Source organism: Pseudomonas sp. 22189 (assembly GCF_052045635.1).
Classification (GTDB): domain Bacteria; phylum Pseudomonadota; class Gammaproteobacteria; order Pseudomonadales; family Pseudomonadaceae; genus Aquipseudomonas; species Aquipseudomonas parakoreensis.
This window is the reverse complement of the sequence record NZ_JBQEPG010000019.1, coordinates 18,581-39,523: the sequence shown is the minus strand read 5'-3', so window position 1 is coordinate 39,523 and position 20,943 is coordinate 18,581. Positions and strand designations below refer to the sequence as shown.

21 protein-coding genes and 1 other RNA gene are annotated in these 20,943 nt (G+C 61.7%); 11 read left to right on the top strand and 11 right to left on the bottom strand.

The features are described from left to right. Positions 1–50 precede the first annotated feature (50 nt). The 6 genes from ACTJKS_RS19850 to ACTJKS_RS19825 form a co-directional block, all read right to left on the bottom strand. Complete coding sequence (locus tag ACTJKS_RS19850) at positions 51–1,667, bottom strand: ABC transporter permease (protein ID WP_440828980.1); 1,617 nt, start codon at positions 1,665–1,667, stop codon at positions 51–53. Between the two features lie 199 nt (positions 1,668–1,866). Further along, a complete protein-coding gene (locus tag ACTJKS_RS19845; protein WP_108184148.1) occupies positions 1,867–2,871 on the bottom strand; it encodes an extracellular solute-binding protein in 1,005 nt (334 codons plus the stop codon). Between the two features lie 214 nt (positions 2,872–3,085). Next, complete coding sequence (locus ACTJKS_RS19840) at positions 3,086–4,303, bottom strand: 2-octaprenyl-3-methyl-6-methoxy-1,4-benzoquinol hydroxylase (protein ID WP_177327922.1); 1,218 nt, start codon at positions 4,301–4,303, stop codon at positions 3,086–3,088. Between the two features lie 109 nt (positions 4,304–4,412). Continuing rightward, a complete protein-coding gene (ubiH, locus tag ACTJKS_RS19835; protein WP_108184149.1) occupies positions 4,413–5,600 on the bottom strand; it encodes a 2-octaprenyl-6-methoxyphenyl hydroxylase in 1,188 nt (395 codons plus the stop codon). Continuing rightward, entirely contained in the window at positions 5,597–6,931 is a 1,335-nt protein-coding gene (gene pepP / locus ACTJKS_RS19830) for a Xaa-Pro aminopeptidase (RefSeq protein ID WP_108184150.1), read from the bottom strand. The genes ubiH and pepP overlap by 4 nt, the downstream gene beginning before the upstream one ends. 27 nt (positions 6,932–6,958) lie before the next feature. Then, a complete protein-coding gene (locus tag ACTJKS_RS19825) occupies positions 6,959–7,519 on the bottom strand; it encodes a YecA/YgfB family protein (RefSeq protein WP_041072076.1) in 561 nt (186 codons plus the stop codon). Between the two features lie 130 nt (positions 7,520–7,649). Here ACTJKS_RS19825 and ACTJKS_RS19820 point away from each other — a divergent pair, with 130 nt between their 5' ends. From ACTJKS_RS19820 to ACTJKS_RS19805, 4 genes are all read left to right on the top strand, one after another. Then, on the top strand, positions 7,650–7,859 hold the full coding sequence (locus tag ACTJKS_RS19820; RefSeq protein ID WP_025112001.1) for a TIGR02449 family protein: 210 nt from the start codon (positions 7,650–7,652) through the stop codon (positions 7,857–7,859). Then, on the top strand, positions 7,856–8,173 hold the full coding sequence (locus tag ACTJKS_RS19815; protein ID WP_008055229.1) for a cell division protein ZapA: 318 nt from the start codon (positions 7,856–7,858) through the stop codon (positions 8,171–8,173). Before ACTJKS_RS19820 ends, ACTJKS_RS19815 begins: the two co-directional genes overlap by 4 nt. 30 nt (positions 8,174–8,203) lie before the next feature. Further along, a non-coding RNA gene (gene ssrS / locus ACTJKS_RS19810) (6S RNA) lies at positions 8,204–8,382 on the top strand. 80 nt (positions 8,383–8,462) lie between these two features. Beyond that, positions 8,463–9,068: a 5-formyltetrahydrofolate cyclo-ligase gene (locus ACTJKS_RS19805; RefSeq protein WP_108184151.1), complete on the top strand. Its 606-nt coding sequence runs from the start codon at positions 8,463–8,465 to the stop codon at positions 9,066–9,068. A gap of 35 nt (positions 9,069–9,103) precedes the next feature. Here ACTJKS_RS19805 and ACTJKS_RS19800 read toward each other — a convergent pair whose 3' ends face one another. Continuing rightward, positions 9,104–9,259: a hypothetical protein gene (locus ACTJKS_RS19800; RefSeq protein ID WP_086792358.1), complete on the bottom strand. Its 156-nt coding sequence runs from the start codon at positions 9,257–9,259 to the stop codon at positions 9,104–9,106. Positions 9,260–9,456: 197 nt separating this feature from the next. Here ACTJKS_RS19800 and ACTJKS_RS19795 point away from each other — a divergent pair, with 197 nt between their 5' ends. The 4 genes from ACTJKS_RS19795 to ACTJKS_RS19780 all read left to right on the top strand — a co-directional run bounded on the left by ACTJKS_RS19795 (position 9,457) and on the right by ACTJKS_RS19780 (position 14,835). Continuing rightward, positions 9,457–9,906 carry an EVE domain-containing protein gene (locus ACTJKS_RS19795; protein ID WP_108184152.1) on the top strand — a complete coding sequence of 150 codons (450 nt, stop codon included), beginning with the start codon at positions 9,457–9,459 and terminating at the stop codon, positions 9,904–9,906. A gap of 122 nt (positions 9,907–10,028) precedes the next feature. Further along, on the top strand, positions 10,029–10,994 hold the full coding sequence (locus ACTJKS_RS19790; RefSeq protein WP_108184153.1) for an HlyD family secretion protein: 966 nt from the start codon (positions 10,029–10,031) through the stop codon (positions 10,992–10,994). Beyond that, positions 10,991–13,717 (top strand): ribosome-associated ATPase/putative transporter RbbA, encoded by a 2,727-nt coding sequence (rbbA, locus tag ACTJKS_RS19785; protein WP_108184154.1) that lies wholly within the window; start codon positions 10,991–10,993, stop codon positions 13,715–13,717. Before ACTJKS_RS19790 ends, rbbA begins: the two co-directional genes overlap by 4 nt. Continuing rightward, positions 13,717–14,835 carry an ABC transporter permease gene (locus ACTJKS_RS19780; protein WP_108184155.1) on the top strand — a complete coding sequence of 373 codons (1,119 nt, stop codon included), beginning with the start codon at positions 13,717–13,719 and terminating at the stop codon, positions 14,833–14,835. Before rbbA ends, ACTJKS_RS19780 begins: the two co-directional genes overlap by 1 nt. 16 nt (positions 14,836–14,851) lie before the next feature. Here the strand turns inward: ACTJKS_RS19780 and ACTJKS_RS19775 are convergent, their stop codons facing one another. Then, complete coding sequence (locus ACTJKS_RS19775; protein ID WP_027610485.1) at positions 14,852–15,259, bottom strand: flagellar basal body-associated protein FliL; 408 nt, start codon at positions 15,257–15,259, stop codon at positions 14,852–14,854. 150 nt (positions 15,260–15,409) lie between these two features. Between ACTJKS_RS19775 and ACTJKS_RS19770 the strand changes: the two genes are divergently transcribed. Next, positions 15,410–16,387 carry an NADPH:quinone oxidoreductase family protein gene (locus ACTJKS_RS19770; protein ID WP_108184156.1) on the top strand — a complete coding sequence of 326 codons (978 nt, stop codon included), beginning with the start codon at positions 15,410–15,412 and terminating at the stop codon, positions 16,385–16,387. Between the two features lie 82 nt (positions 16,388–16,469). On the opposite strand, the gene ACTJKS_RS19765 is transcribed toward ACTJKS_RS19770, so the two are convergent. Both ACTJKS_RS19765 and ACTJKS_RS19760 read right to left on the bottom strand, forming a co-directional pair. Beyond that, positions 16,470–17,084, bottom strand: coding sequence for an energy transducer TonB (locus ACTJKS_RS19765; RefSeq protein WP_086792365.1), 615 nt, complete (start codon positions 17,082–17,084; stop codon positions 16,470–16,472). Between the two features lie 177 nt (positions 17,085–17,261). Beyond that, a complete protein-coding gene (locus ACTJKS_RS19760) occupies positions 17,262–17,891 on the bottom strand; it encodes a flagellar basal body-associated protein FliL (protein ID WP_108184157.1) in 630 nt (209 codons plus the stop codon). 226 nt (positions 17,892–18,117) lie between these two features. On the opposite strand from ACTJKS_RS19760, the gene glpT reads away from it, so the two are divergent. Then, entirely contained in the window at positions 18,118–19,467 is a 1,350-nt protein-coding gene (glpT, locus tag ACTJKS_RS19755; RefSeq protein WP_003229323.1) for a glycerol-3-phosphate transporter, read from the top strand. On the opposite strand, the gene ACTJKS_RS19750 is transcribed toward glpT, so the two are convergent. Then, entirely contained in the window at positions 19,443–20,111 is a 669-nt protein-coding gene (locus ACTJKS_RS19750) for a gamma-glutamylcyclotransferase (RefSeq protein WP_041072057.1), read from the bottom strand. The genes glpT and ACTJKS_RS19750 overlap by 25 nt on opposite strands. A 353-nt stretch (positions 20,112–20,464) precedes the next feature. On the opposite strand from ACTJKS_RS19750, the gene ACTJKS_RS19745 reads away from it, so the two are divergent. Then, the gene (locus tag ACTJKS_RS19745) at positions 20,465–20,938 is read left to right on the top strand and encodes a sn-glycerol-3-phosphate transporter (RefSeq protein ID WP_108184158.1); all 474 of its coding nucleotides are present in this window, start codon (positions 20,465–20,467) and stop codon (positions 20,936–20,938) included. Positions 20,939–20,943 lie beyond the last annotated feature (5 nt).

The following is a 20,943-nucleotide window of genomic DNA, read 5'->3' as shown; positions in this document are numbered from 1 at the left end:
GAACCGCACCGAATGCCGCGCATTGTAGCCGCATGATTCAGCTCTCACTACTAAGTGTTTCGGTGCGCCGAGCGGCGGATCAGGCCGATGACCGGCAACAGACCGACCAATACCAGGGTCAGCGCCGGCAGCGACGCCCGCGCCCACTCGCCCTCATTGGTCATTTCGAAGATCCGCACCGCCAGCGTGTCCCAGCCAAACGGGCGCATCAGCAGGGTCGCGGGCATTTCCTTGAGCACATCGACGAACACCAGCAGCGCCGCACTCAGCGTGCCGGGCAGCAACAGCGGCAGATACACTTTGAAAAACAGTCGCGGCCCACTGACACCGAGGCTACGTGCCGCTTCGGGCAATGAAGGCCGTATACGCGCCAGACTGTTTTCCAGCGGCCCGTAGGCCACCGCGATGAAGCGCACCAGATAGGCCATCAGCAATGCCGCCAGACTGCCCAGCAGCAGCGGCTTGCCGGCGCCGCCGAGCCAGCCTGAGAGCGGAATTACCAGTTCGCGGTCGAGATAACTGAACGCCAGCATGATCGACACCGCCAGCACCGAGCCCGGCAGTGCATAACCAAGATTGGCCAGACTGACCCCGGAACGGATCGACCGGGTCGGCGCCAGTCGTCGGGCGAAGGCCAGCAGCAACGCGACGCTGACGGTGATCAATGCCGCCATGCCACCCAGATACAGGGTGTGCAGAATCAGCCCGGCGTAACGTTCATCGAGATCGAAGCGCCCGCGCTGCCAGAACCAGACAATCAGTTGCAGGACTGGAATCACGAATGCGCAAGCAAACACCAGAGCGCACCAGCCGGTCGCCGCGAACGCCTTGATCCCGCTCAGGTGATACAACGCCTTGACCCGTGGCCGCTCGTTGCTCGCCCGATTGGCGCCGCGCGCGCGCCGCTCGCCGTACAGCACCAGCATCACCACCAGCAGCAACAGACTGGCCAGTTGCGCCGCGCTGGGCAGGCTGAAGAAGCCGTACCAGGTCTTGTAGATGGCGGTGGTGAAGGTGTCGAAATTGAACACCGACACCGCGCCGAAATCCGCCAATGTCTCCATCAGCGCCAGTGCCACACCGGCACCAATCGCCGGACGCGCCATCGGCAACGCCACCCGCCAGAACGCCTGCCAGGGCGATTGCCCGAGTACCCGCGCCGCTTCCATCAGGCCTTTGCCCTGCGCCAGAAACGCGGTGCGCGCCAACAGATAAACGTAGGGATAAAACACCAGCACCAGCACCACGATCACCCCGCCGGTGGAGCGCACACGCGGCAGGCGCAGGCCGCTGCCGAACCACTCACGCAACAGGGTTTGCACCGGGCCGGCGAAGTCCAGCAGACCGACGAAGACGAACGCCAGCACGTAGGCCGGAATGGCGAACGGCAGCATCAGCGCCCAGTCGAGCCAGCGCCGCCCGGGGAATTCGCAGAGGCTGGTGAGCCACGCCAGGCTGACACCGAGCAGCGTCACGCCGACGCCAACGCCAAACACCAGCGTCAGGGTGTTGCCCAGTAGACGCGGCATCTGGGTTTGCCACAGGTGCGACCAGATCTGCTGATCAATGGTCTGCCACGACAGCAGCAGGACACTCAGGGGCAGCAACACCAGCGCGGCAATGGCGAGGACGATGGGGTACCAGCGGCGTTGGGCGGGGTGGGCCAAGGGGGTTCTCTAATAAATCGTGGGTCGGCGCAAGCGTAATGCCAGCCCCAATTGTGGCGAGGGGATTTATCCCCGATCGGATGCGCAGCATTCGTAAAAACTACGCCCGCGGTGTATCAGTACGCTTTGATTAAGGGCATTGGGGGTGCTTCGCACCCCATCGGGGATAAATCCCCTCGCCACAGGATATAACCAGGTTTTAGTTCCAGCCCGCCCGATCCATCATGCGGATCGCTTCAGCCTGTCGCTTGCCCGCCACTTCCACCGGCAAGGTGTCAGCGACGAACTTGCCCCACGCTGCCACTTCTTCCGAAGGTGCCACCGCCGGGTTGGCCGGGAACTCCTGGTTCACGTCGGCGAAGATTTTCTGCGCTTCAGGTGTGGTCATCCATTCGACCAGCGCCTTGGCTGCCTCCGGGTGCGGTGCATGTTGGGTCAGGCCGATACCGGACAGGTTGACATGCACGCCGCGATCGGCCTGATTCGGCCAGAACAGTTTCACCGGCAGGTCCGGTTTCTGCTTGTGCAGGCGACCGTAGTAGTAGGTGTTGACGATGCCGACGTCGCACTGCCCGGCGTTAATCGCTTCCAGCACCGCGACGTCGTCGGAGAACACATCGGTGGACAGGTTGTTGACCCAGCCCTTGAGGATCTTCTCGGTCTTCTCGGCGCCGTGCACTTCGATCATGGTCGCGGTCAGCGACTGGTTGTAGACCTTCTTCGCCGTGCGCAGACACAGGCGTCCTTCCCAGTTCTTGTCGGCCAGCGCTTCGTAGGTGGTCAACTCGCCCGGTTTAACCCTTTCGGTGGAATAGGCGATGGTCCGCGCGCGCAGGCTCAGGCCGGTCCAGGCGTGGGTCGAGGAGCGATATTGCGCAGGAATGTTGGCGTCGATGGTCTTCGAGGTGAACGGCTGCAGAATGCCCATCTGCTCGGCCTGCCAGAGGTTGCCGGCATCGACGGTCAGCAGCAGGTCGGCGGTGGCGTTTGCGCCTTCGGCCTTGATCCGCTGCATCAACGGCGCTTCCTTGTCGGTGATGAACTTGATCTTCACCCCGGTTTTCGCGGTGTAGGCGTCGAACACCGGTTTGATCAGCTCATCGATACGCGAGGAATAGACCACCACCTCGTCGGCGGCCTGGGCGGTAGTGCTGCCGATCAGGGTCAGGGCCAGTGCGGTCAGAAGACGCTTGGGTGCCAACATGGGAGTGATCTCTCGGTCGGAAAATGTGGGCCAAATGATAAGGACTCACATTTACCACCTCAATCGAACTCTTTTCCAAGGAGTTACCAGATGTTGCACAGGGCAACACACCCCTGTAGGAGCTGCCGAGTGAAACGAGGCTGCGATCTTTCGATCTTAAACCAAGATCAAAAGATCGCAGCCTTCGGCAGCTCCTACAGAGAGCGTTATCGACTCAGGGTTTGGCGAGCGCGGGGAGGTCGCCTGTGAGGCCAAGTGCTTCACGAACAAAGAGAGCCTTGGCCTCGGGCATCTGCTCCACCAGCTTCAACCCGGCGTTGCGCAACCAGCGCACTGGCAACGGGTCGGCCTGGAACAAGCGTTCGAAGCCCTCCATCGCCGCCATCAGCGCGAGGTTGTGCGGCATGCGTCGACGCTCGTAACGGCTCAGCACCTTCACGTCCGCCAGGCGCTCGCCGCGTTCCGCGGCTTGCAGCAGCACTTCAGCCAGCACCGCCGCATCAAGGAAACCCAGGTTGACGCCCTGCCCGGCCAACGGGTGAATGGTGTGCGCCGCATCGCCAATCAGCGCCAGCCCTTCGGCGACATAGCGCTTGGCGTGACGTTGACGCAGCGGCACGCACAACCGTGGGTCAGCGCTGAGCACTTCGCCCAGGCAACCCTCGAACGCACGCTCCAGCTCACGGCAGAACGCGGCTTCATCCAGCGCCATCAGGCGTTCGGCTTCACTCGGCGTGGTCGACCAGACGATCGAGCACCAGTCTTGCTGCCCGTCACGCTCCAGCGGCAGAAACGCCAGCGGCCCGTGATCGGTGAAACGCTGCCACGCGGTCATCCGGTGCGGCTTGCTGCTGCGCACGCTGGTGACGATGGCGTGGTGCAGGTAATCCCACTCTCGGGTGGCAACGCCGGTCAGCCGGCGCACCGCCGAATGGGCGCCATCCGCCGCGATCACCAGCGGCGCACGCAACTGGCGACCGTCGGCCAGGGTCAGCAGCCAGTCGTCACCGGAGCGGCGCATCTGTTCCAGCCGTGCGTTGGCCAGCATACCCAGATCGCAATCGTGCAAACGATCAAGCAAGGCATCCTGCACCACACGGTTTTCGACGATATGTCCCAGCACATCGGCGTGCACACTGCTCGCCGAGAAATGAATCTGCCCGGTGCCGCTGCCGTCCCACACATGCATGTCGGTGTAGGGACTGCTGCGGCGTTTGGCGATGCCGTCCCAGACGCCAAGGCGTTCGAGAATCCGCTGGCTGGCCGCCGACAAGGCGCTCACTCGCGGCTCGAACGGCGCGGCGGCATCGAACGGTTTGACGCTCAGCGGGCTGCCGTCGAGCAGCAACACTTCCAGGCCACTGTCCTGCAGCGCCAACGCGAGGGCGCTGCCGACCATTCCGGCTCCGACAATCAGCAGATCTGCGCGCATTTCCATGCTTTAAGCCTGTCTCGCTGGCGGCATGCGCCGCCCGTAAAGGGTTTTACCGAACGCGCCAGTGGGCGGCGCGCTGCTGAAAGTGAAGGTGACGATCCGCCGCTCAAGCATCCGGCCGCGTCCCCAGCCCCATGGCCTGACGGGCAAACCAGCGCTTGGCCGGTGGCAGCAGATCGAGACCGAGCAAGCCAATGTTGCGCCCCAGCGACACCAACGGCTGGGTGCTGCCGAACAGGCGGGTAACCTGATCGGAGAAGCCTACTGTAAGGTCCTGATCCAGGCGCTGGCGCTCGCGATAGGCCTGCAACGTGGCGAAGTCGCCCAGCGGCTGGTCGCTGGCAAGCAGTGCGGCGGCCAAAGCATCGGCATCACGCAGGGACAGGTTGAAACCCTGCCCGGCAATCGGGTGCAGGCTGTGTGCAGCGTTGCCGAGCACCGCCAGATGCGAGCGCACTTGCTCCTCGGCCTCGACCAGCGACAACGGATACAGATGCCGCGCGCCAACCTGTTTCAGGGTGCCGAGGCGGTAGCCGAACACGCCTTGCAATTCACTGAGGAAATCGCGCTCGCTCAAGTCTGCCAAACGCTGCGCGTCCATGCCCAGGCGGGTCCAGACCAGCGCACAGCGGTTGTCCGGCAGCGGCAGCAAGGCCATCGGTCCTTCGTCGGTGAAACGCTCGAAGGCCATGCCGTTGTGCGCCTCGCTCGGGGTGATGTTGGCGATCAGCGCGCTCTGGTTGTACGGGCGCTTGCGCACGTTGATGCCCAGTTGTTCGCGCAAACCGGAACGGCCACCATCGGCGAGCACGGCCAGATCGCACTCGATGCTGGTTTCATCGTTGAGGGTCAGGCGATAACCGTCGGGCAGCGGCTCCATGCGCGTAACCTCCGCCGGGCAACGCCAACTGATCACGTCTTTATCCAGATGCTGCCACAGGCACTGGCCGAGCCAGGCATTCTCCACCACATAACCGAGCGCCGGCACGCCCTCTTCCATCGCCGACAGACGGGCGGTGGAGAAGCGACCCCGATCGGAGACGTGAATCTGTTTGATCGGCTCGGCGCGGCGGGAAATCTCCTGCCAGACGCCCAGCCGCTGATAGATCTGCCGTGAACCGAAGGACAGCGCCGATGAACGGGCGTCGTAACTCGGTTGCCAACTGTCGCCGGGGGCGAACGGTTCGATCAGGACGATCTTCCAGCCGCGCGCCTTGGCCCCAGCCTGCAAGGCCAGCGCCAGACTGGCGCCGACCAGACCGCCGCCGATGATTGCCAGGTTGACTCGACTCATGCCGCGTGTGTCCGTGCTTGCGCCATCAGCGCTTCGATCTCGGCGACGGTTTTCGGTACGCCGCTGGTCAATATTTCACAACCGGTCTTGGTCACTACCACGTCATCCTCGATGCGCACGCCAATGCCGCGCCATTTCTTTGCTACGTGCTGGTTGTCCGGGGCGATGTAGATGCCCGGCTCCACGGTCAGCGCCATGCCGACCTCCAGCACCCGCCATTCGCCGCCGACCTTGTATTCGCCGACGTCGTGTACATCCATGCCCAGCCAGTGCCCGGCACGGTGCATGTAAAACGCTTTGTAAGCTTCGGTCGCGATCAATTCGTCGACCTCGCCTTGCAGCAATCCAAGTTTCACCAGCCCCGTGGTAATCACCCGAACCGTGGCTTCGTGCGCCTGATTCCAGTTTTTGTTCGGGGCGATTTCAGCGAATGCGGCTTCCTGCGAGGCCAGCACCAACTCGTAAATCGCTTTTTGCTCTGGCGAGAACTTGCCGTTGACCGGCCAGGTGCGAGTGATGTCGCTGGCGTAGCAGTCGATTTCGCAACCGGCGTCGATCAATACCAGATCGCCGTCCTTGAGCAGCGCGTCATTCTGCTGGTAATGCAGGATGCAGCTGTTGCGTCCGGCGGCGACAATCGAGCCGTAAGCCGGCATCTTCGCCCCGCCCTTGCGAAACTCGTAATCGAGCTCGGCTTCCAGGCTGTACTCGTACAGTCCCGGCCGGCTGGCCTGCATCGCGCGGACATGCGCCTGAGCGGAAATCCGCGCTGCTTCGCGCATCACCTTCACTTCTGCCGCCGATTTATACAGGCGCATGTCATGCAGCAGGTGATCCAGGGCAACGAATTCGTTCGGCGGCTGGGCGCCGAGGTGCGCCTTGGAGCGGATCACGTTGATCCAGTCCATCAGGTGGCGATCGAACTCCGGGTTGCTGCCCATCGCCGAATACACCCGATCGCGGCCTTCGATCAGGCCCGGCAGGATGTCGTCGATGTCGGTAATCGGGAACGCGTCGTCGGCGCCGTAATCACGGATTGCACCTTCCTGCCCGGCGCGCAGACCGTCCCACAACTCGCGTTCGGCGTTGCGTTCACGGCAGAACAGCACGTACTCGCCATGCTCGCGGCCGGGCATCAGGACGATGACCGCCTGCGGCTCGGGGAATCCACTGAGGTACTGAAAGTCACTGTCCTGACGATAGACGTGCTCGACGTCGCGGTTGCGGATCGCGACTGCGGCGGCGGGCAGGATCGCGATGCTGTTGGGTTCCATCTGCGCCATCAGGGCCTTGCGGCGACGGCTGTATTCCGCTTTGGGGATATGGGTCATGGGCAGATGGCTTTCCCTGGCACGCGATTAATGCAGCGACGGCTTGGCGGCTGGCGGCACGTCGGCTTTCTTGGTTTCCGAGAACAGCAGCAGCGGCGCGACGCGCAGATACTCCATGACTTCCATGTAGTCGGTTTCGCCGTCTTCGGACTCTTCCAGGGCATCTTGCACCTGGGAAATCGCCGCCAGATCCTGCAGCACTTCGGTCGCTTCGGTGCTGAGCATGCTGCTGTCGCGGCAGTTCAGGCCGAAACCGCTGAGGAAGCCCTGGCACCATTGGCCCAGTGCAGCGGCGCGGTCGGCCAGCGGCGCATCATCGGTCGGCAGCAGCAGAACGACGGTCACGTCGCTGCCAGTCAACTCACCCTTGACCATTTCTTGCAGGCCGATCAGGGCGTTGCGGACGTTGTCCTGGATATCGCCTTCGAGCAGTTCGGCGGCGTCGATCAACCAGCCTTCGTTATCGAAGCCGGCGCCGGCGCAGCTGCGGCCGAGCAGCAGGCCATGCAGTTCGGCAGGCGAGACGTTGTGGCCGCTGGCAGTCAGCAGGGTGGCAAAGGCTTGGTACGGGGAATTCGCAATGGTCATGGGCAGCTAGGCGCCAGACGGCGCTATGTCTAGAATGAAGGCCTTGTATCCTACATCGACAGACTCGCCAAGACTATTAAAGGCTGTCCGCCAGCTATCCCATCAGACAGACTCCGACTCAGTGGACACAATGGAAGACACCGACCTGCAAGCGCTGATGGCCAGACTCGAACTGCTGATTAGTCGAGTGGAGCAACTTAAGAGTCAAAACGCACTCTTACTAGCTCAGGAAAAGACCTGGCGCGAGGAACGCGCTCACCTCATTGAAAAAAACGAAATCGCCCGGCGTAAGGTCGAATCGATGATTTCGCGCCTCAAGGCCCTGGAGCAAGACTCATGAGTTCAAGCAATAGCGTTACCGTGCAGATCCTCGATAAAGAATATTCGATCATCTGCCCCCAGGAAGAACGCAGCAATCTGGTCAGCGCCGCCCGCTACCTGGACGGCAAGATGCGCGAGATCCGCAGCAGCGGCAAAGTCATCGGCGCCGACCGTATCGCCGTGATGGCCGCGCTGAATATCACCCACGACCTCTTGCACAAAGAAGAGCGCCCGGACATCCAGGCCAGCGGCTCGACCCGTGAACAGGTGCGCGACTTGCTCGATCGTGTCGATCTGGTGCTGGCGACCGATCCGGACGTCACCAAGGGCTGATTCGCCGGGCCGCTTGAGGTATACTCGCGGCACTCCCTGGGGTGCTTGCCAGTTGACGATGTCCCTGAGCCGATTTGCACTACCCTGGAGGTTGCACGTTGGGCTGGTGTGCATGTCCGCCAGACGGAAAGCCTTAAAGTCTACTGCATCCTCCACCTTGAACTTTCGGGTTCAAGGGCTAAGTTGACAGCGGTTCATCCGGGGAGCCTGATTCGAATCCGATGCCGGTTTTTGCCGGCATCGGATTTTTTATGCGTGCGTTTTCGCCCTCACCTGCCGAAGCCGAACCATGACCGAACCTGCGCTGCTGCCCCGCCCGCAACTCCGTCGCCTGCTGCGCAAGACGCGCCGCGCATTGACCCCGGGCGAACAACGCCAGGCCGCCAAAGGCCTGTTCCGCCAACTGGCGCAAGACCCGCACTTTCGCCGGGCCAGACACATTTCCCTGTACCTGCCCACCGACGGTGAAATCGACCCGCGCCTGCTGCTGCGCGAAGCCCAGCGGCGCGGCAAGGCCACCTACCTGCCAGTGCTCAGTGCCTGGCCGCGAACCAAAATGGTGTTCCAGCGGATTCGCCCGGGCGACAGGCTCAAGCCCAATCGCTTTCGCATTCTCGAACCGCGAGCCAATCTGGCTCAGCAACGCAGGATCTGGACCCTGGATCTGGTGCTGTTGCCACTGGTTGGGTTTGACGATGTCGGCGGACGGCTGGGGATGGGCGGCGGATTCTACGACCGCAGTCTGGCCTACCTGGCCCGGCGCAAAAACTGGCGCAAGCCGACGTTGCTGGGGCTGGCCCATGAATGTCAGAAGGTCGAACGCCTGGCGCAGGCCAGCTGGGATGTACCGTTGCAGGGCACGGTCACCGATAAGGCGTGGTATTTCGCAGGGTAGACGCCGCGCGGGTCAGCGGCGTCGGGAAGGCTGTTTCAGCGCTTGAACGCGGTCGACTGTTGGACCTGTTGCGCGACTTCAATCGGCGCATCGGTCTTGCTCGTCCACAGACTTTGCGCATAACCGGTGGTTACGACGCCGAGGCCGAACAAAATAACCAAAGTCCATAGCAAATCCGGTTTGCGTTTCATCGATTGCCCCCCTCAAGGCACATCATCACGATGACAGCAGCGGTTTCCGTTCGTAGGCCGTGCAGCAGCGTCAAGCTTTAAAGGCCGGCATTTTGCGACAACGTGAACCCGGGCGCAAATGCTGACGTCAACCGACCGTCGGTTTGTCATAAAATTGCCCGACAACCTGTCCAATCACCGCTTGAGGAGCAAAAGACATGGCCTATTGGCTGATGAAATCCGAGCCGGACGAACTCTCGATCAAAGGCCTGGAGACACTCGGAAAAGCGCGCTGGGACGGGGTTCGCAACTATCAGGCGCGCAATTTCCTGCGGGCGATGGAGGTCGGGGATGAGTTCTTTTTCTACCACTCCAGTTGCCCGGAGCCGGGGATTGCCGGAATCGGCAGGATTATTCAGGCAGCGTACCCGGATCCCACCGCACTGGACCCCGAAAGCCATTACTTCGACCCGAAAGCCACGCCCGAGAAAAACGCCTGGAGTGCAATCGATGTTGCACACGTCGAGACCTTTGCCCGGGTGCTGAAACTGGATTATCTGAAGCAGCAGACCGCACTGGCCGAGATGCCGCTGGTGCAAAAAGGCAGCCGTCTTTCGGTCATGCCGGTGACCGCCGAACAGTGGGCCGTCGTGCTCGGTTTGCGCTGAGAACTCTCCGGTCACGGTTTTTTACCCGAAAAAAGGGCTAGGCTTGGCGCTCATTTGACTGACATCAAGCGAGTGAAACGCTTGAACAGTCAGACTGGACGCCACAGCCGCAGGATGCCCCCATGTCGACGCACAGCCGTTCTTCACTTCTATATGCCGGTTCGCTCCTGGTGTTACTCGCCGCCGCGGGTGGCCTCGGTTACTGGATGTCGATCAGCAGCCGGCTGGTCGAGGGGCTGTCGATGGGCAACGGGCGCCTGGAAGCAACCGAGGTGCAGATCGCCAGCAAGACGCCCGGGCGCCTGGCCGAGGTGCTGGTGGATGAAGGCGACAAGGTCAGCAAAGGACAACTGCTGGCGCGCATGGACACCCGCACCCTCGAAGCCCAGCGCAATCAGGCCGAAGCCGAAGTCCTGCGCGCCCGGGAGAATCTCAACGCCGCTCAGGCCAATGTGCAGTTGCGTCAGAGTGAGCTGCTGCTGGCCCAGCAAGAGCTCGGCCGCTCGCAGTCACTGTTCAAGCACGGTTACGTCAGCGCGCAGATCATCGATCAACTGCAGTCGCGAATTGGCACCGGCAACGCTGCGGTGACCGCAGCCCGCGCCCAGGTATCTGCCGTCAGCGCAACAATCGGCGCAGCGCAGGCGCAGGTGGCGCAGCTGACCAGCGAAATCGACGACAGCCTTCTGCGCGCGCCGATTGATGGCGTGATCCAGCTGCGCATGGCCGAACCCGGCGAAGTGCTGGGTGCCGGCGGCCGGGTCTTGTTGCTGATCGATCCCAACGATCAGTACATGAACCTCTATCTGTCAGCCGCGGTGGCTGGGCGCCTGGCGGTGGGCGATGACGCTCGCGTGCTGCTCGATGCCTTGCCCGATAACCCGCTGCCGGCAAAAATCAGCTTCGTCGCAGCCAAATCGCAGTTCACTCCCAAAGAGGTCGAGACCCGCGACGAGCGACAAAAACTGGTGTTCCGCGTCAAGTTGCGCCTGACCCAGCCCAGCGCCGTGCCACAGGCCAAGCCCGGCATGCCCGGCGCCGGCTATGTGCGCATCGCCCCCGTCGAATGGCCGGCCAATCTGCAATGAGCAGCCTTGCGGTTCAAGCGAACGGTATCGCCCACCGCTACGGCAAACAGCAAGCGCTGAAGGAGATCGCCTTCAGCCTGCCCGCCGGAACCCGCTGCGGGTTGATCGGCCCCGATGGCGCGGGCAAGTCCAGCCTGTTGGGGTTGATCGCCGGCGTGAAAACCCTGCAACAAGGGCAACTGCAAGTGCTCGGAGGCGCGATCCAGGATCGCCGGCATCGCGACACACTCTATGCACGCATCGCCTTCATGCCGCAGGGTCTGGGCGGCAACCTGTACCCCGAGCTGTCGATCCGCGAGAACATTCAGTTCTTCTCGACGCTGTTTGGCCTGTCTAGGGCTGAAAGCGAGCAACGCATGCACAGCCTGTTGCTCGCGACCGACTTGCTGAAATTTGCCGAGCGCCCCGCCGGCAAGTTGTCCGGCGGCATGAAGCAGAAACTCGGGCTGTGCTGCGCGCTGATCCATGAGCCCGACCTGTTGATCCTCGATGAGCCGACTACTGGCGTCGACCCGCTCTCGCGCCGGCATTTCTGGGAGCTGGTCGACGATGTGCGCAGCCAGCGCCCGCAACTGACGCTGCTGGTCGCCACGGCGTATATGGAAGAAGCCGAGCAATTCGAGCATTGCCTGATGCTCGACGCCGGCCAGTTGATCGCCACCGGCCTGAGCCGCGAGCTGGCGGCCGTCACCCCCAGCGGCAAACTCGATGACGCCTTTACCCATTTCCAGGGTGACAGCCAGCACGACGCTCAACCGCTGGTGATTCCACCGCGCACCGGCGACAGCAACGACATCGCCATCCAAGCCCACGACCTGACGCTGCGCTTCGGCGATTTCACCGCCGTGGATCACGTCAGTTTTGCCATTGGCCGTGGCGAGATTTTCGGTTTTCTTGGCTCCAACGGCTGCGGCAAGACCACCACCATGAAAGTCCTGACCGGGCTGATGCCGGCCAGCGAAGGCAGTGCGACGCTGCTCGGTAACCCGGTAAACGCCAAGGATCTGGCCACGCGCAAGCGGGTCGGGTTCATGTCGCAGAGCTTTTCGCTGTATGGCGAACTCAGTGTGCGACAGAACCTCGAACTGCACGCGCGGCTGTTCGACCTGCCCAAAACCGAGAGCGCACAGCGCATCGAGGCATTGATTCAGCGCTTCAATCTGCTCGCGGTCGCCGACCAGCCATCCGGGGCATTGCCATTGGGGCTGCGCCAGCGTCTGTCGCTGGCGGTGGCAGTGCTGCACCGCCCGGAAGTGCTGATCCTCGACGAGCCGACCTCCGGCGTCGATCCGGCAGCCCGCGATGACTTCTGGCGACTGTTGATCGAGTTGTCCCGCGAACAGGGCGTAACGATCTTCCTCTCCACGCACTTCATGAACGAAGCGCAGCGCTGCGACCGCATCTCGCTGATGCACGCGGGCAAGGTCCTCGCCTGCGACACCCCGGCGGCGCTGCAACGCCAGTTTGCGGGAGAGACGCTGGAAGCGGCCTTCGTCACTTGCCTGGAACAGGCTCAGGGCGCTCAGCCACCAGCGCCTGCGGCCGAACCGCAAATGGCGCCGCCGAGCGCAGCGACAACACCGCTGCCCCGCCACGGTTTCAGCCTCGGTCGCCTGCTGGCGGTGGCCCGTCGCGAAGGCAAGGAACTGCTGCGCGACAAGGTGCGCATGGCATTCGCGCTGGCGGGGGCGATTTTCATGATGGTGATTTTCGGCTACGGGATTTCCCTGGACGTGGAAAACCTCGCGTTCGCCGTGTACGACCAGGATCAGACGCCGCAGAGCCGGGCTTATCTTGAGGCGTTTCGCGGCTCCCGCTACTTCGACGAACAGCCGGCCATCCACGATCCACAGGAACTGCACCGGCGCCTGCAACGCTCGGAAATCAAACTGGCACTGGAAATCCCGCCCGGATTCGGCCGCGATTTGTACGCCGGGCGCCAACCCGCTGTGGCGGCGTGGCTGGATGGCGGCATGCCGTTTCGCGCCGAAACCAGCCGCAACTATGTTGAAGCCGTGCACCTGGCCAATCTGCAACAACTGGCCGAGCAAAGCAGCCCCGCGCTGGCCCACCCGACAGCGGCCAGTCTGGAAACCCGTTTTCGCTATAACCAGGACGTGGTCAGCGTCAACGCCATCGGCCCCGGGGTCATGGCGCTGATCCTCGCCTTCATTCCTGCGATGCTGACGGCGTTGGGCATCGTGCGCGAAAAGGAGTTGGGCTCGATCACCAATTTCTACGCCACGCCCCTGACCCGCTTGGAGTTTCTGCTGGGCAAGCAGGCGCCGTACCTGCTGGTCAGTCTGGTCAACCTCGCGGTGCTGGTGGCGATGAATCGCTGGCTGTTCGGCGTGCCGTTCAAGGGCAGCCTGCTGACACTGGCATTCGGCGGCCTGCTGTACGTGCTGGCGACCACCAGCATGGGCCTGCTGATTTCGGCGTTCACCCGCACACAAATCGCCGCGATCCTCGGCACCATGATCATCACCAGCTTGCCGACCATCCAGTTCTCCGGGCTGATCGTGCCGCGCTCGTCGCTGGAGGGTGCGGCCGCGGTGATGGGCATGCTGTTTCCGGCGGGGCACTTCCTCGACATCGCGGTGGGCACGTTCACCAAAGCGCTGGACGTGCGTCAGCTGTGGCCGCAGTGCCTGGCGCTGTTCGGGTTCTTTGTCGGGTTCACCGGGCTGAGCCTGATCATGCTGAAAAAGCAGGAGGCCTGATGCACAAGTTCGCACATATCCTGCGCCTGGGCCTCAAGGAACTGACCAGCCTGCGCCATGACAGCGTGTTGCTGCTGTTTCTGTTCTACGCCTTTACCGTGGCGATCTACATGCCCGCTGCGGGTTCGGTGATTGGCGTACACAACGCCAGCGTGGCCATCGTCGACGAAGACCACAGCGCCCTCTCGCGCCAGTTGGCCCAAGCCCTGCAGCCGCCGGAGTTCCAGACGCCGGTGCTGTTGCCTTACCCTCAGCTGGACCAGGTGATGGACAGCGGTCAATACACCTTCGTCATCAACATCCCGGCGGGCTTTCAAACCGATCTGCTGGCGGCGCGGCAACCGGCGATTCAGGTCAATGTCGACGCCACGGCCATGAGCCAGGCGTTCATGGGCGCTGGCTACATTGGCCGGATCTTTCAACGCGAGTTACTCGACTATGCAGATCAGGGTGAAGCAGCGACCAAGGCGCCGCTGCTACTGACTACTCGCGCGCTGTTCAACACCAATCTGGAGGGTGGCTGGTTTCTGGCGGTGATTCAGATCGTCAACAACATCACCATTCTGGCGATCATCCTCACCGGCACGGCGCTGCTGCGCGAACGCGAACACGGCACGCTCGACCATTTGCTGGTGCTGCCGCTGACGGCGCTGGAAATCATGCTGGCGAAAATCTGGAGCAACCTGCTGGTGGTGGTGCTGTGCACCTGGTTGTCGTTGGAAGTGGTGGTCAAAGGCCTGCTGGGCGTGCCATTGGCCGGCTCGATGAGCCTGTTTTTACTGGTGACGGCGGTTTATCTGTTTGCCAGCACCGCGCTGGGCATCTTTCTGGCGACGCTGGCGCGTTCGACGCCGCAGTTCGGCCTGCTGGCGATTCCAGTGATCATCCCGATGTTGCTGCTGTCGGGCGGCAGCACACCGCTGGACAGCATGCCGCAATGGTTGCAGTGGGTGATGCAGGGCTCGCCGTCCACGCACTTTGTCAGCCTCAGCGCCGCGATTCTGTTTCGCGACGCCGGGCTGAGCGTGGTCTGGCCGGACTTGCTGGCGCTGACGGCCATCGGCCTGCTGTTCTTCCTCATCGCGCTGGCACGCTTTCGCAGGAGCCTGGCGTCCTGAACAGCCGCCAGCGTGGTTACTGAATGATCAGGTTGTTGAACAGCAGATCTTCAACCACCGGCTTGCCGGTCTCGTCATTCATCACTTGCTGGGTCTGCTTCAGGGCTTCCTGACGCAGCTTTTCCTTGCCTTCGATGCTGCCCATCGCCTCGGTGGTCTGCTGAGTGAACAGCGCCACCAGTTGATTGCGGATCAGCGGCTCGTTGGCCTTGACCAGTTTGGTCGCCTCTTCACCGGTCACACGCAGCGCCACGTCGGCCTTGTAGACCTTCAGCTTCGGCGTGCCGTCCAGCCCGTAATTGCCCACGAACGGCGGGCTCAGGGTGATGTAGTTGACTTTCGGCGCCTCGCCTTCTTTGGCTTCTTCGGCCAGCGCTGCCACAGGCAGAGACAGGGCCAGCAACAACATGATCCACGCTTTCACAATTCGCTCCTTATCCGGTTTGCGGCCTAGCATAACGACCCGCCGCGCAAGCACAAGCTTATGGCTGACTATCAGGGCCGGGCATGCTCGTTGACCCGTTGACTGACATACCTACACTTATCGGCCATCACTCCCAAAGGAATAGCCCTGATGAAAGCCTTGCTGTGCAAAGCCTTCGGCCCTGCCGAATCGCTGGTGCTGGAAGACGTCGCCAGTCCTGTCGCGAAGAAGAACGAAATCCTGCTGGAGGTGCACGCCGCCGGGGTCAACTTCCCGGACACGCTGATCATCGAGGGCAAGTACCAGTTCAAGCCGCCCTTCCCGTTTTCCCCTGGGGGCGAAGCGGCTGGGGTGGTCAGCGGCGTCGGTGAAAAGGTCAGCCATCTGAAAGTGGGCGACCGGGTCATGGCCCTGACCGGCTGGGGCAGCTTCGCCGAACAGGTCGCGGTGCCGGGCTACAACGTGCTGCCGATCCCGCCGTCGATGGATTTCAACACCGCCGCCGCGTTCAGCATGACCTACGGCACTTCGATGCACGCCCTCAAGCAACGGGCCAACCTGCAACCGGGCGAGACCCTGCTGGTGCTCGGCGCTTCCGGTGGCGTCGGCCTGGCGGCAGTGGAGATCGGCAAAGCCATGGGTGCCCGGGTCATCGCCGCCGCCAGCAGCGCGGAAAAACTTGCCGTGGCCAAGGCTGCCGGTGCCGATGAACTGATCAACTACAGCGAAACCAGCCTCAAGGATGAAATCAAACGCCTCACCGATGGCCAGGGCGCCGACGTGATCTACGACCCGGTCGGCGGCGACCTGTTCGACCAGGCCATCCGCGCCATCGCCTGGAACGGCCGCCTGCTGGTGGTCGGCTTCGCCAGCGGACGCATCCCCGAACTGCCGGTCAACCTCGCGCTGCTCAAAGGTGCAGCCGTGCTCGGCGTGTTCTGGGGCTCCTTCGCCCAGCGCCAGCCACAGGACAACGCAGCAAACTTCCAGCAACTGTTCGGCTGGTTCGCCGAAGGCAAGCTGAAACCGCTGGTGTCGCAGGTGTACCCGCTGAGCAACGCGGCGCAGGCGATCAACGATCTGGGGCAGCGCAAGGCGGTGGGCAAGGTGGTGGTGCAGGTGCGCTGAGTTTTTCCCGGCCGGCGCCCCTTGGAGCCGGCCCGGTTCGCGCCAGGCAGCAACACAGCTTCACTCTCTGCGGCGCTGGTTATCAAAGCAACTCACGAACCTCTCCCGGCAGAAAACTCATGTATCTCCGCATGGGGGCCTCCCGGCAGCCTCTGACGATCATCGGTACGCGCCGATTCATCCTGGCGATGATTGCCAGACGTTGATCATCGGCCAACTGACTCTTGTGGATCGCGTTCGAAAGGTAAGCGCGGGTGTAATGAAACACGTCCGCGTCGACCCAGGCGTACTCAGGCATGTTCCTGAAACTGCCATTGATGACATGACACTTCACTGACTTCAGCCACTGATTGAGATGGATCGGCTCGTCCCGGCCCAGTCGAAAGAGCATCGGTGCCACCACGGGCTGTTCTGCAGGCCGCCCGTCTTCAGCCGTCCAGGGCTTGAAGCGCCACTGTGTTATTGCATCTTTGACCGCCTCAGCCAGATCAGGGTGATCACTTTGCACAATGCTGATCGCGCTGACCGAACCATCCGCCTTGACGACAAAACTGACCCTGACTTCGCCTTCGACCCCGGCCCTGTGCAACAGCTTCGGGTAGATCGGCTTGGGATTGTTTTCCGGTATGAGTAGCCCTTCCGCTGCCAGCGCAAGACTGAAGATCGTCAATAAAAGCCCAGCAAAGAACCACCGCATGATCTCGCCCCTTCCCGATTGAGATGCCTGTCCGGCAACAACAGAAAGGTTACGGAGCACTGCCTGTTAACTGAATGGCGCAGCTTCGCTATTGAATGCAGGACATTTCTCGATCCTGACAAGAAAACAGGCGAACGCCCTGCGCAACGGGCTTCAGGTACATTTTCTGACGGATGTTTAGCCGCCACTGGTCGCTGCCGCGTCGCCCGGCAACAAATGTTCCTGAACCTTCAGACTGCGAGACGGAATCAGCCGTCCCTTGTCATCGAAGCGCAAAACGATCAGCCAGTCGAAGACTTCATCCGGCCATCTTTCCTGGCCCATCAGCGCTGTGGGATCGCCACCAAAGGCCTTGAGCAGTTTATTGATGTGGCCGTGGTGCCAGGCGATCAGCACCGTTTGCGCCTGATTGCTCTTGCGCAACAGTTTGACCAATTGATGCAGATCGCCATTGACGTAGGGCTGCTCGATCGCGAGGTTCAGGCGTTGGGCCAGCGGGGTCAGGGTCAGGCGCGAGCGCGAACTCTCCGGGGTGTCGCCTGCAGCGATCAAACGCTGCGGGGTGAGCGCTTGGCCGTCGAGTTGCAGCGCAGAGAAATAGTCGACGTAGGCGGCTGCACGCTGTTCGCCCCGGGCGTTGAGCACAGATCCGACATCCGGTTTTTCCGCATGCCGGATGATCAGCACCGTGGCGTTGCGCAGGCCGGAATGGGAAGGATGATCGGTGACGATCAATGTCAGCAGCACAACGGCGAGCCCCGCCGCCACCAAGAACCTCGGCACCAACATGCGAACCTTCAGGGCCATTTCCTATCTCTGCTGATCAATTGGCTGAACGGGCCGCGAGTCTATGCCACACCCTGTTGATAAGTGGTGAAAACGTCGTGTTTTTACAGCTGAGCGACAGGTTCGTAAAAGAACATGCGACTTCCAACATTTTCCGCTGTTTTGCCGATGCGAACCGGTGCTATTTTCGGTAACGAAACTGTAACATTCGCATCCGCAGTCAAAACAAGAAATCTGGAGCTCTTGAATGTTTGCTTTCTTTCGTCCTGCCGCACATCAGGCTCCATTGCCTGAAGAAAAAATAGACAGCACTTACCGACGCCTGCGCTGGCAGATCTTCGCCGGTATCTTCTTTGGCTACGCGGGTTACTACCTGCTGCGCAAAAACTTCTCGCTGGCCATGCCGTACCTGATCGACGAAGGCTACAGCCGTGGCGATCTGGGTCTGGCGATGTCGGCCATTGCCATCGCCTACGGTCTGTCCAAGTTCCTGATGGGGCTGGTCTCCGACCGTTCCAATCCGCGTTACTTCCTGCCGTTCGGCTTGCTGGTGTCGGCCGGGGTGATGTTCATTTTCGGTTTCGCGCCGTGGGCGACGTCCAGCGTGACCATGATGTTCATCCTGCTGTTCATCAACGGCTGGGCCCAGGGCATGGGCTGGCCGCCGAGCGGGCGCACCATGGTGCACTGGTGGTCGCAGAAGGAACGGGGCGGCGTGGTCTCGGTGTGGAACGTGGCGCATAACGTCGGCGGCGGTCTGATCGGCCCGCTGTTCCTGATCGGCATGGGCCTGTTCAATGACTGGCACGCAGCGTTCTACGTCCCGGCAGCGGTAGCGCTGGGCGTAGCGGTGTTTGCCTTCATTACCATGCGCGACACCCCGCAATCGGTCGGCCTGCCGCCGATCGAGAAGTACAAGAACGATTACCCGGAAGGCTACGACGCCAGCCACGAAGACGAATTCAGCGCCAAGGAAATCTTCGTCAAATACGTGCTGCGCAACAAAATGCTCTGGTACATCGCCATGGCCAACGTCTTCGTCTACCTGCTGCGCTACGGCGTACTGGACTGGGCGCCGACCTACCTCAAAGAAGCCAAGCACTTCGACGTCGACAAGACTTCGTGGGCTTACTTCTTCTACGAGTGGGCGGGCATTCCGGGCACGCTGCTGTGCGGCTGGATGTCGGACAAGATCTTCCGTGGCAACCGTGGCCTGACCGGCATGGTGTTCATGGCACTCGTGACCGTGGCGACGCTGGTGTACTGGCTGAACCCGGCCGGCAACCCGACCGTGGACATGATCGCGCTGTTCTCGATCGGTTTTCTGATCTACGGCCCGGTGATGCTGATCGGTCTGCAGGCGCTGGAGCTGGCACCGAAAAAAGCCGCCGGCACGGCAGCAGGCTTCACCGGTCTGTTCGGCTATCTGGGCGGTTCGGTCGCGGCGAGTGCGGCGATGGGTTATACCGTTGACCACTTCGGCTGGGACGGTGGTTTTGTCCTGCTGGTGGGCGCTTGCCTGCTGTCGATGGCCTTCCTGGCCCCGACGCTATGGCACAAGCAAGTCGCCAGTCAGAGCCGCGAAGCCGTCGCCTGATCGGCTTTTGCCTGACAGCGCTTGAGCCGCGCCTCCAGATTTCGATCCGGCATGGCGTGGCTGCGCAGGGCGTGGGCGGTCTGCTCGACATAATCGCGAGTGGTGCCGTAGCGCCCGCAAGCGCTTTCGAACACCTGACTCAGCACATGATCCGGCAAGTTGCCGGCATAGCTGGGCAGGTGTCGCTCCAGAACAAACCCCAACGCCTGAACCTGACTGCCATCTTCGAGCCGGCAGTTCAGCCAGTGCGGGCGATAGGACGGGAACGGCATCTCGCGTTTCCACAGCGCGTACAGCGCAGCGTCGAGATTCTCTTCCGGCAGCCGATAGGCGAAGCCGCTGCACGAACCGCCACGATCCAGACCGAACACCAGCCCGGGCATTTCCGGCGTTCCACGATGCTCATGCGACCACAGGTACAAGCCGCGATGGTAACCGTGGACTCGCCCGCGCACCCGCTCCACCGCCGTGCACTCCGGGCGCCAGATCAGCGAGCCGTAAGCAAACAGCCACACCGGCCCACCCTTGTGGCGCGCCATGGTCGATTGCATCGAGACGAGAAGTTGTTCGTGGGTCAGCTGCGGTCCCAGATCGAGCCGCGGAGGGTAAGCCAGATTCACAAAAGCAGATTCAATGGCTGTCATGACGGAAGTGTTCGGCCCCGCAAGTATTACAAGATGTAAGCACAATTCGCTTGATAGAACATATAGCAGTAACTGTAAAACGAAAAGTGCTAAAGGATGTATGACCCGCCTGACAACGATAATGCGGGATCATCTGCCCGGTTATCCGGTTTTATATAGCCTAATACCCTTGCAGCAATATCTTAAATACCCGAATGAAATATGCATAAGCCTTCGCTTGTTCAGGTTTCGTTCATGAAGGCGCGGGAAACTCCCTACTAGAATGTCGGACTTTCTTTCTTCTCCGTCGCTGAACGCCTACGTATAACGGCCTTCCTCTGGCGCAAGCCATCCCGTTTAACCGAGGCTGCACAATGAACATCCGAAGACTTCTGACCGTATTGCTGATGACTCAGACCGGCCATGCATTGGCCGCGGACGATGCGCAGGACACGGGCTTCTGGTATGCCCAGACCAGCGTCTACACCCGACATTATTCGCCCGACCCCGAGCACAATAATCATCAGGACTTGATCGGCATCGAACGCAATCAGGCTTCGGGCTGGGTCTTTGGCGGGGCAACTTTCCGTAATTCGTTCCGCCAGCGCTCGAACTACGCCTATGCCGGCAAGCGCTACGACAGCAGTGAGTATCCGGTGTATTTGAAAGTCACGGGCGGGCTGTTGCAGGGTTATCGCGGTGATAACAAGGACAAGATCCCGTTGAACCGCTATGGCGTTGCGCCAGTGATCATTCCGTCCGTCGGGACTCACTACGGCCCATTGGCCGCCGAGCTGGTGTTTCTCGGCGCCAATGCGGCGATGGTGACTAGCGGCGTACGTTTCTAGGGACG

What these genes read in the sequence shown, in the direction of transcription:
- ACTJKS_RS19845 (WP_108184148.1), bottom strand. Translation starts at nt 2,871, where the DNA reads ATGTTGGCACCCAAGCGTCTTCTGACCGCACTGGCCCTGACCCTGATC.
- ACTJKS_RS19840 (WP_177327922.1), bottom strand. Translation starts at nt 4,303, where the DNA reads ATGCGCGCAGATCTGCTGATTGTCGGAGCCGGAATGGTCGGCAGCGCC.
- ubiH (WP_108184149.1), bottom strand. Translation starts at nt 5,600, where the DNA reads ATGAGTCGAGTCAACCTGGCAATCATCGGCGGCGGTCTGGTCGGCGCC.
- pepP (WP_108184150.1), bottom strand. Translation starts at nt 6,931, where the DNA reads ATGACCCATATCCCCAAAGCGGAATACAGCCGTCGCCGCAAGGCCCTG.
- ACTJKS_RS19825 (WP_041072076.1), bottom strand. Translation starts at nt 7,519, where the DNA reads ATGACCATTGCGAATTCCCCGTACCAAGCCTTTGCCACCCTGCTGACT.
- ACTJKS_RS19820 (WP_025112001.1), top strand. Translation starts at nt 7,650, where the DNA reads ATGGAAGACACCGACCTGCAAGCGCTGATGGCCAGACTCGAACTGCTG.
- ACTJKS_RS19815 (WP_008055229.1), top strand. Translation starts at nt 7,856, where the DNA reads ATGAGTTCAAGCAATAGCGTTACCGTGCAGATCCTCGATAAAGAATAT.
- ACTJKS_RS19805 (WP_108184151.1), top strand. Translation starts at nt 8,463, where the DNA reads ATGACCGAACCTGCGCTGCTGCCCCGCCCGCAACTCCGTCGCCTGCTG.
- ACTJKS_RS19800 (WP_086792358.1), bottom strand. Translation starts at nt 9,259, where the DNA reads ATGAAACGCAAACCGGATTTGCTATGGACTTTGGTTATTTTGTTCGGC.
- ACTJKS_RS19795 (WP_108184152.1), top strand. Translation starts at nt 9,457, where the DNA reads ATGGCCTATTGGCTGATGAAATCCGAGCCGGACGAACTCTCGATCAAA.
- ACTJKS_RS19790 (WP_108184153.1), top strand. Translation starts at nt 10,029, where the DNA reads ATGTCGACGCACAGCCGTTCTTCACTTCTATATGCCGGTTCGCTCCTG.
- rbbA (WP_108184154.1), top strand. Translation starts at nt 10,991, where the DNA reads ATGAGCAGCCTTGCGGTTCAAGCGAACGGTATCGCCCACCGCTACGGC.
- ACTJKS_RS19780 (WP_108184155.1), top strand. Translation starts at nt 13,717, where the DNA reads ATGCACAAGTTCGCACATATCCTGCGCCTGGGCCTCAAGGAACTGACC.
- ACTJKS_RS19770 (WP_108184156.1), top strand. Translation starts at nt 15,410, where the DNA reads ATGAAAGCCTTGCTGTGCAAAGCCTTCGGCCCTGCCGAATCGCTGGTG.
- ACTJKS_RS19765 (WP_086792365.1), bottom strand. Translation starts at nt 17,084, where the DNA reads ATGCGGTGGTTCTTTGCTGGGCTTTTATTGACGATCTTCAGTCTTGCG.
- ACTJKS_RS19760 (WP_108184157.1), bottom strand. Translation starts at nt 17,891, where the DNA reads ATGGCCCTGAAGGTTCGCATGTTGGTGCCGAGGTTCTTGGTGGCGGCG.
- glpT (WP_003229323.1), top strand. Translation starts at nt 18,118, where the DNA reads ATGTTTGCTTTCTTTCGTCCTGCCGCACATCAGGCTCCATTGCCTGAA.
- ACTJKS_RS19750 (WP_041072057.1), bottom strand. Translation starts at nt 20,111, where the DNA reads ATGACAGCCATTGAATCTGCTTTTGTGAATCTGGCTTACCCTCCGCGG.
- ACTJKS_RS19745 (WP_108184158.1), top strand. Translation starts at nt 20,465, where the DNA reads ATGAACATCCGAAGACTTCTGACCGTATTGCTGATGACTCAGACCGGC.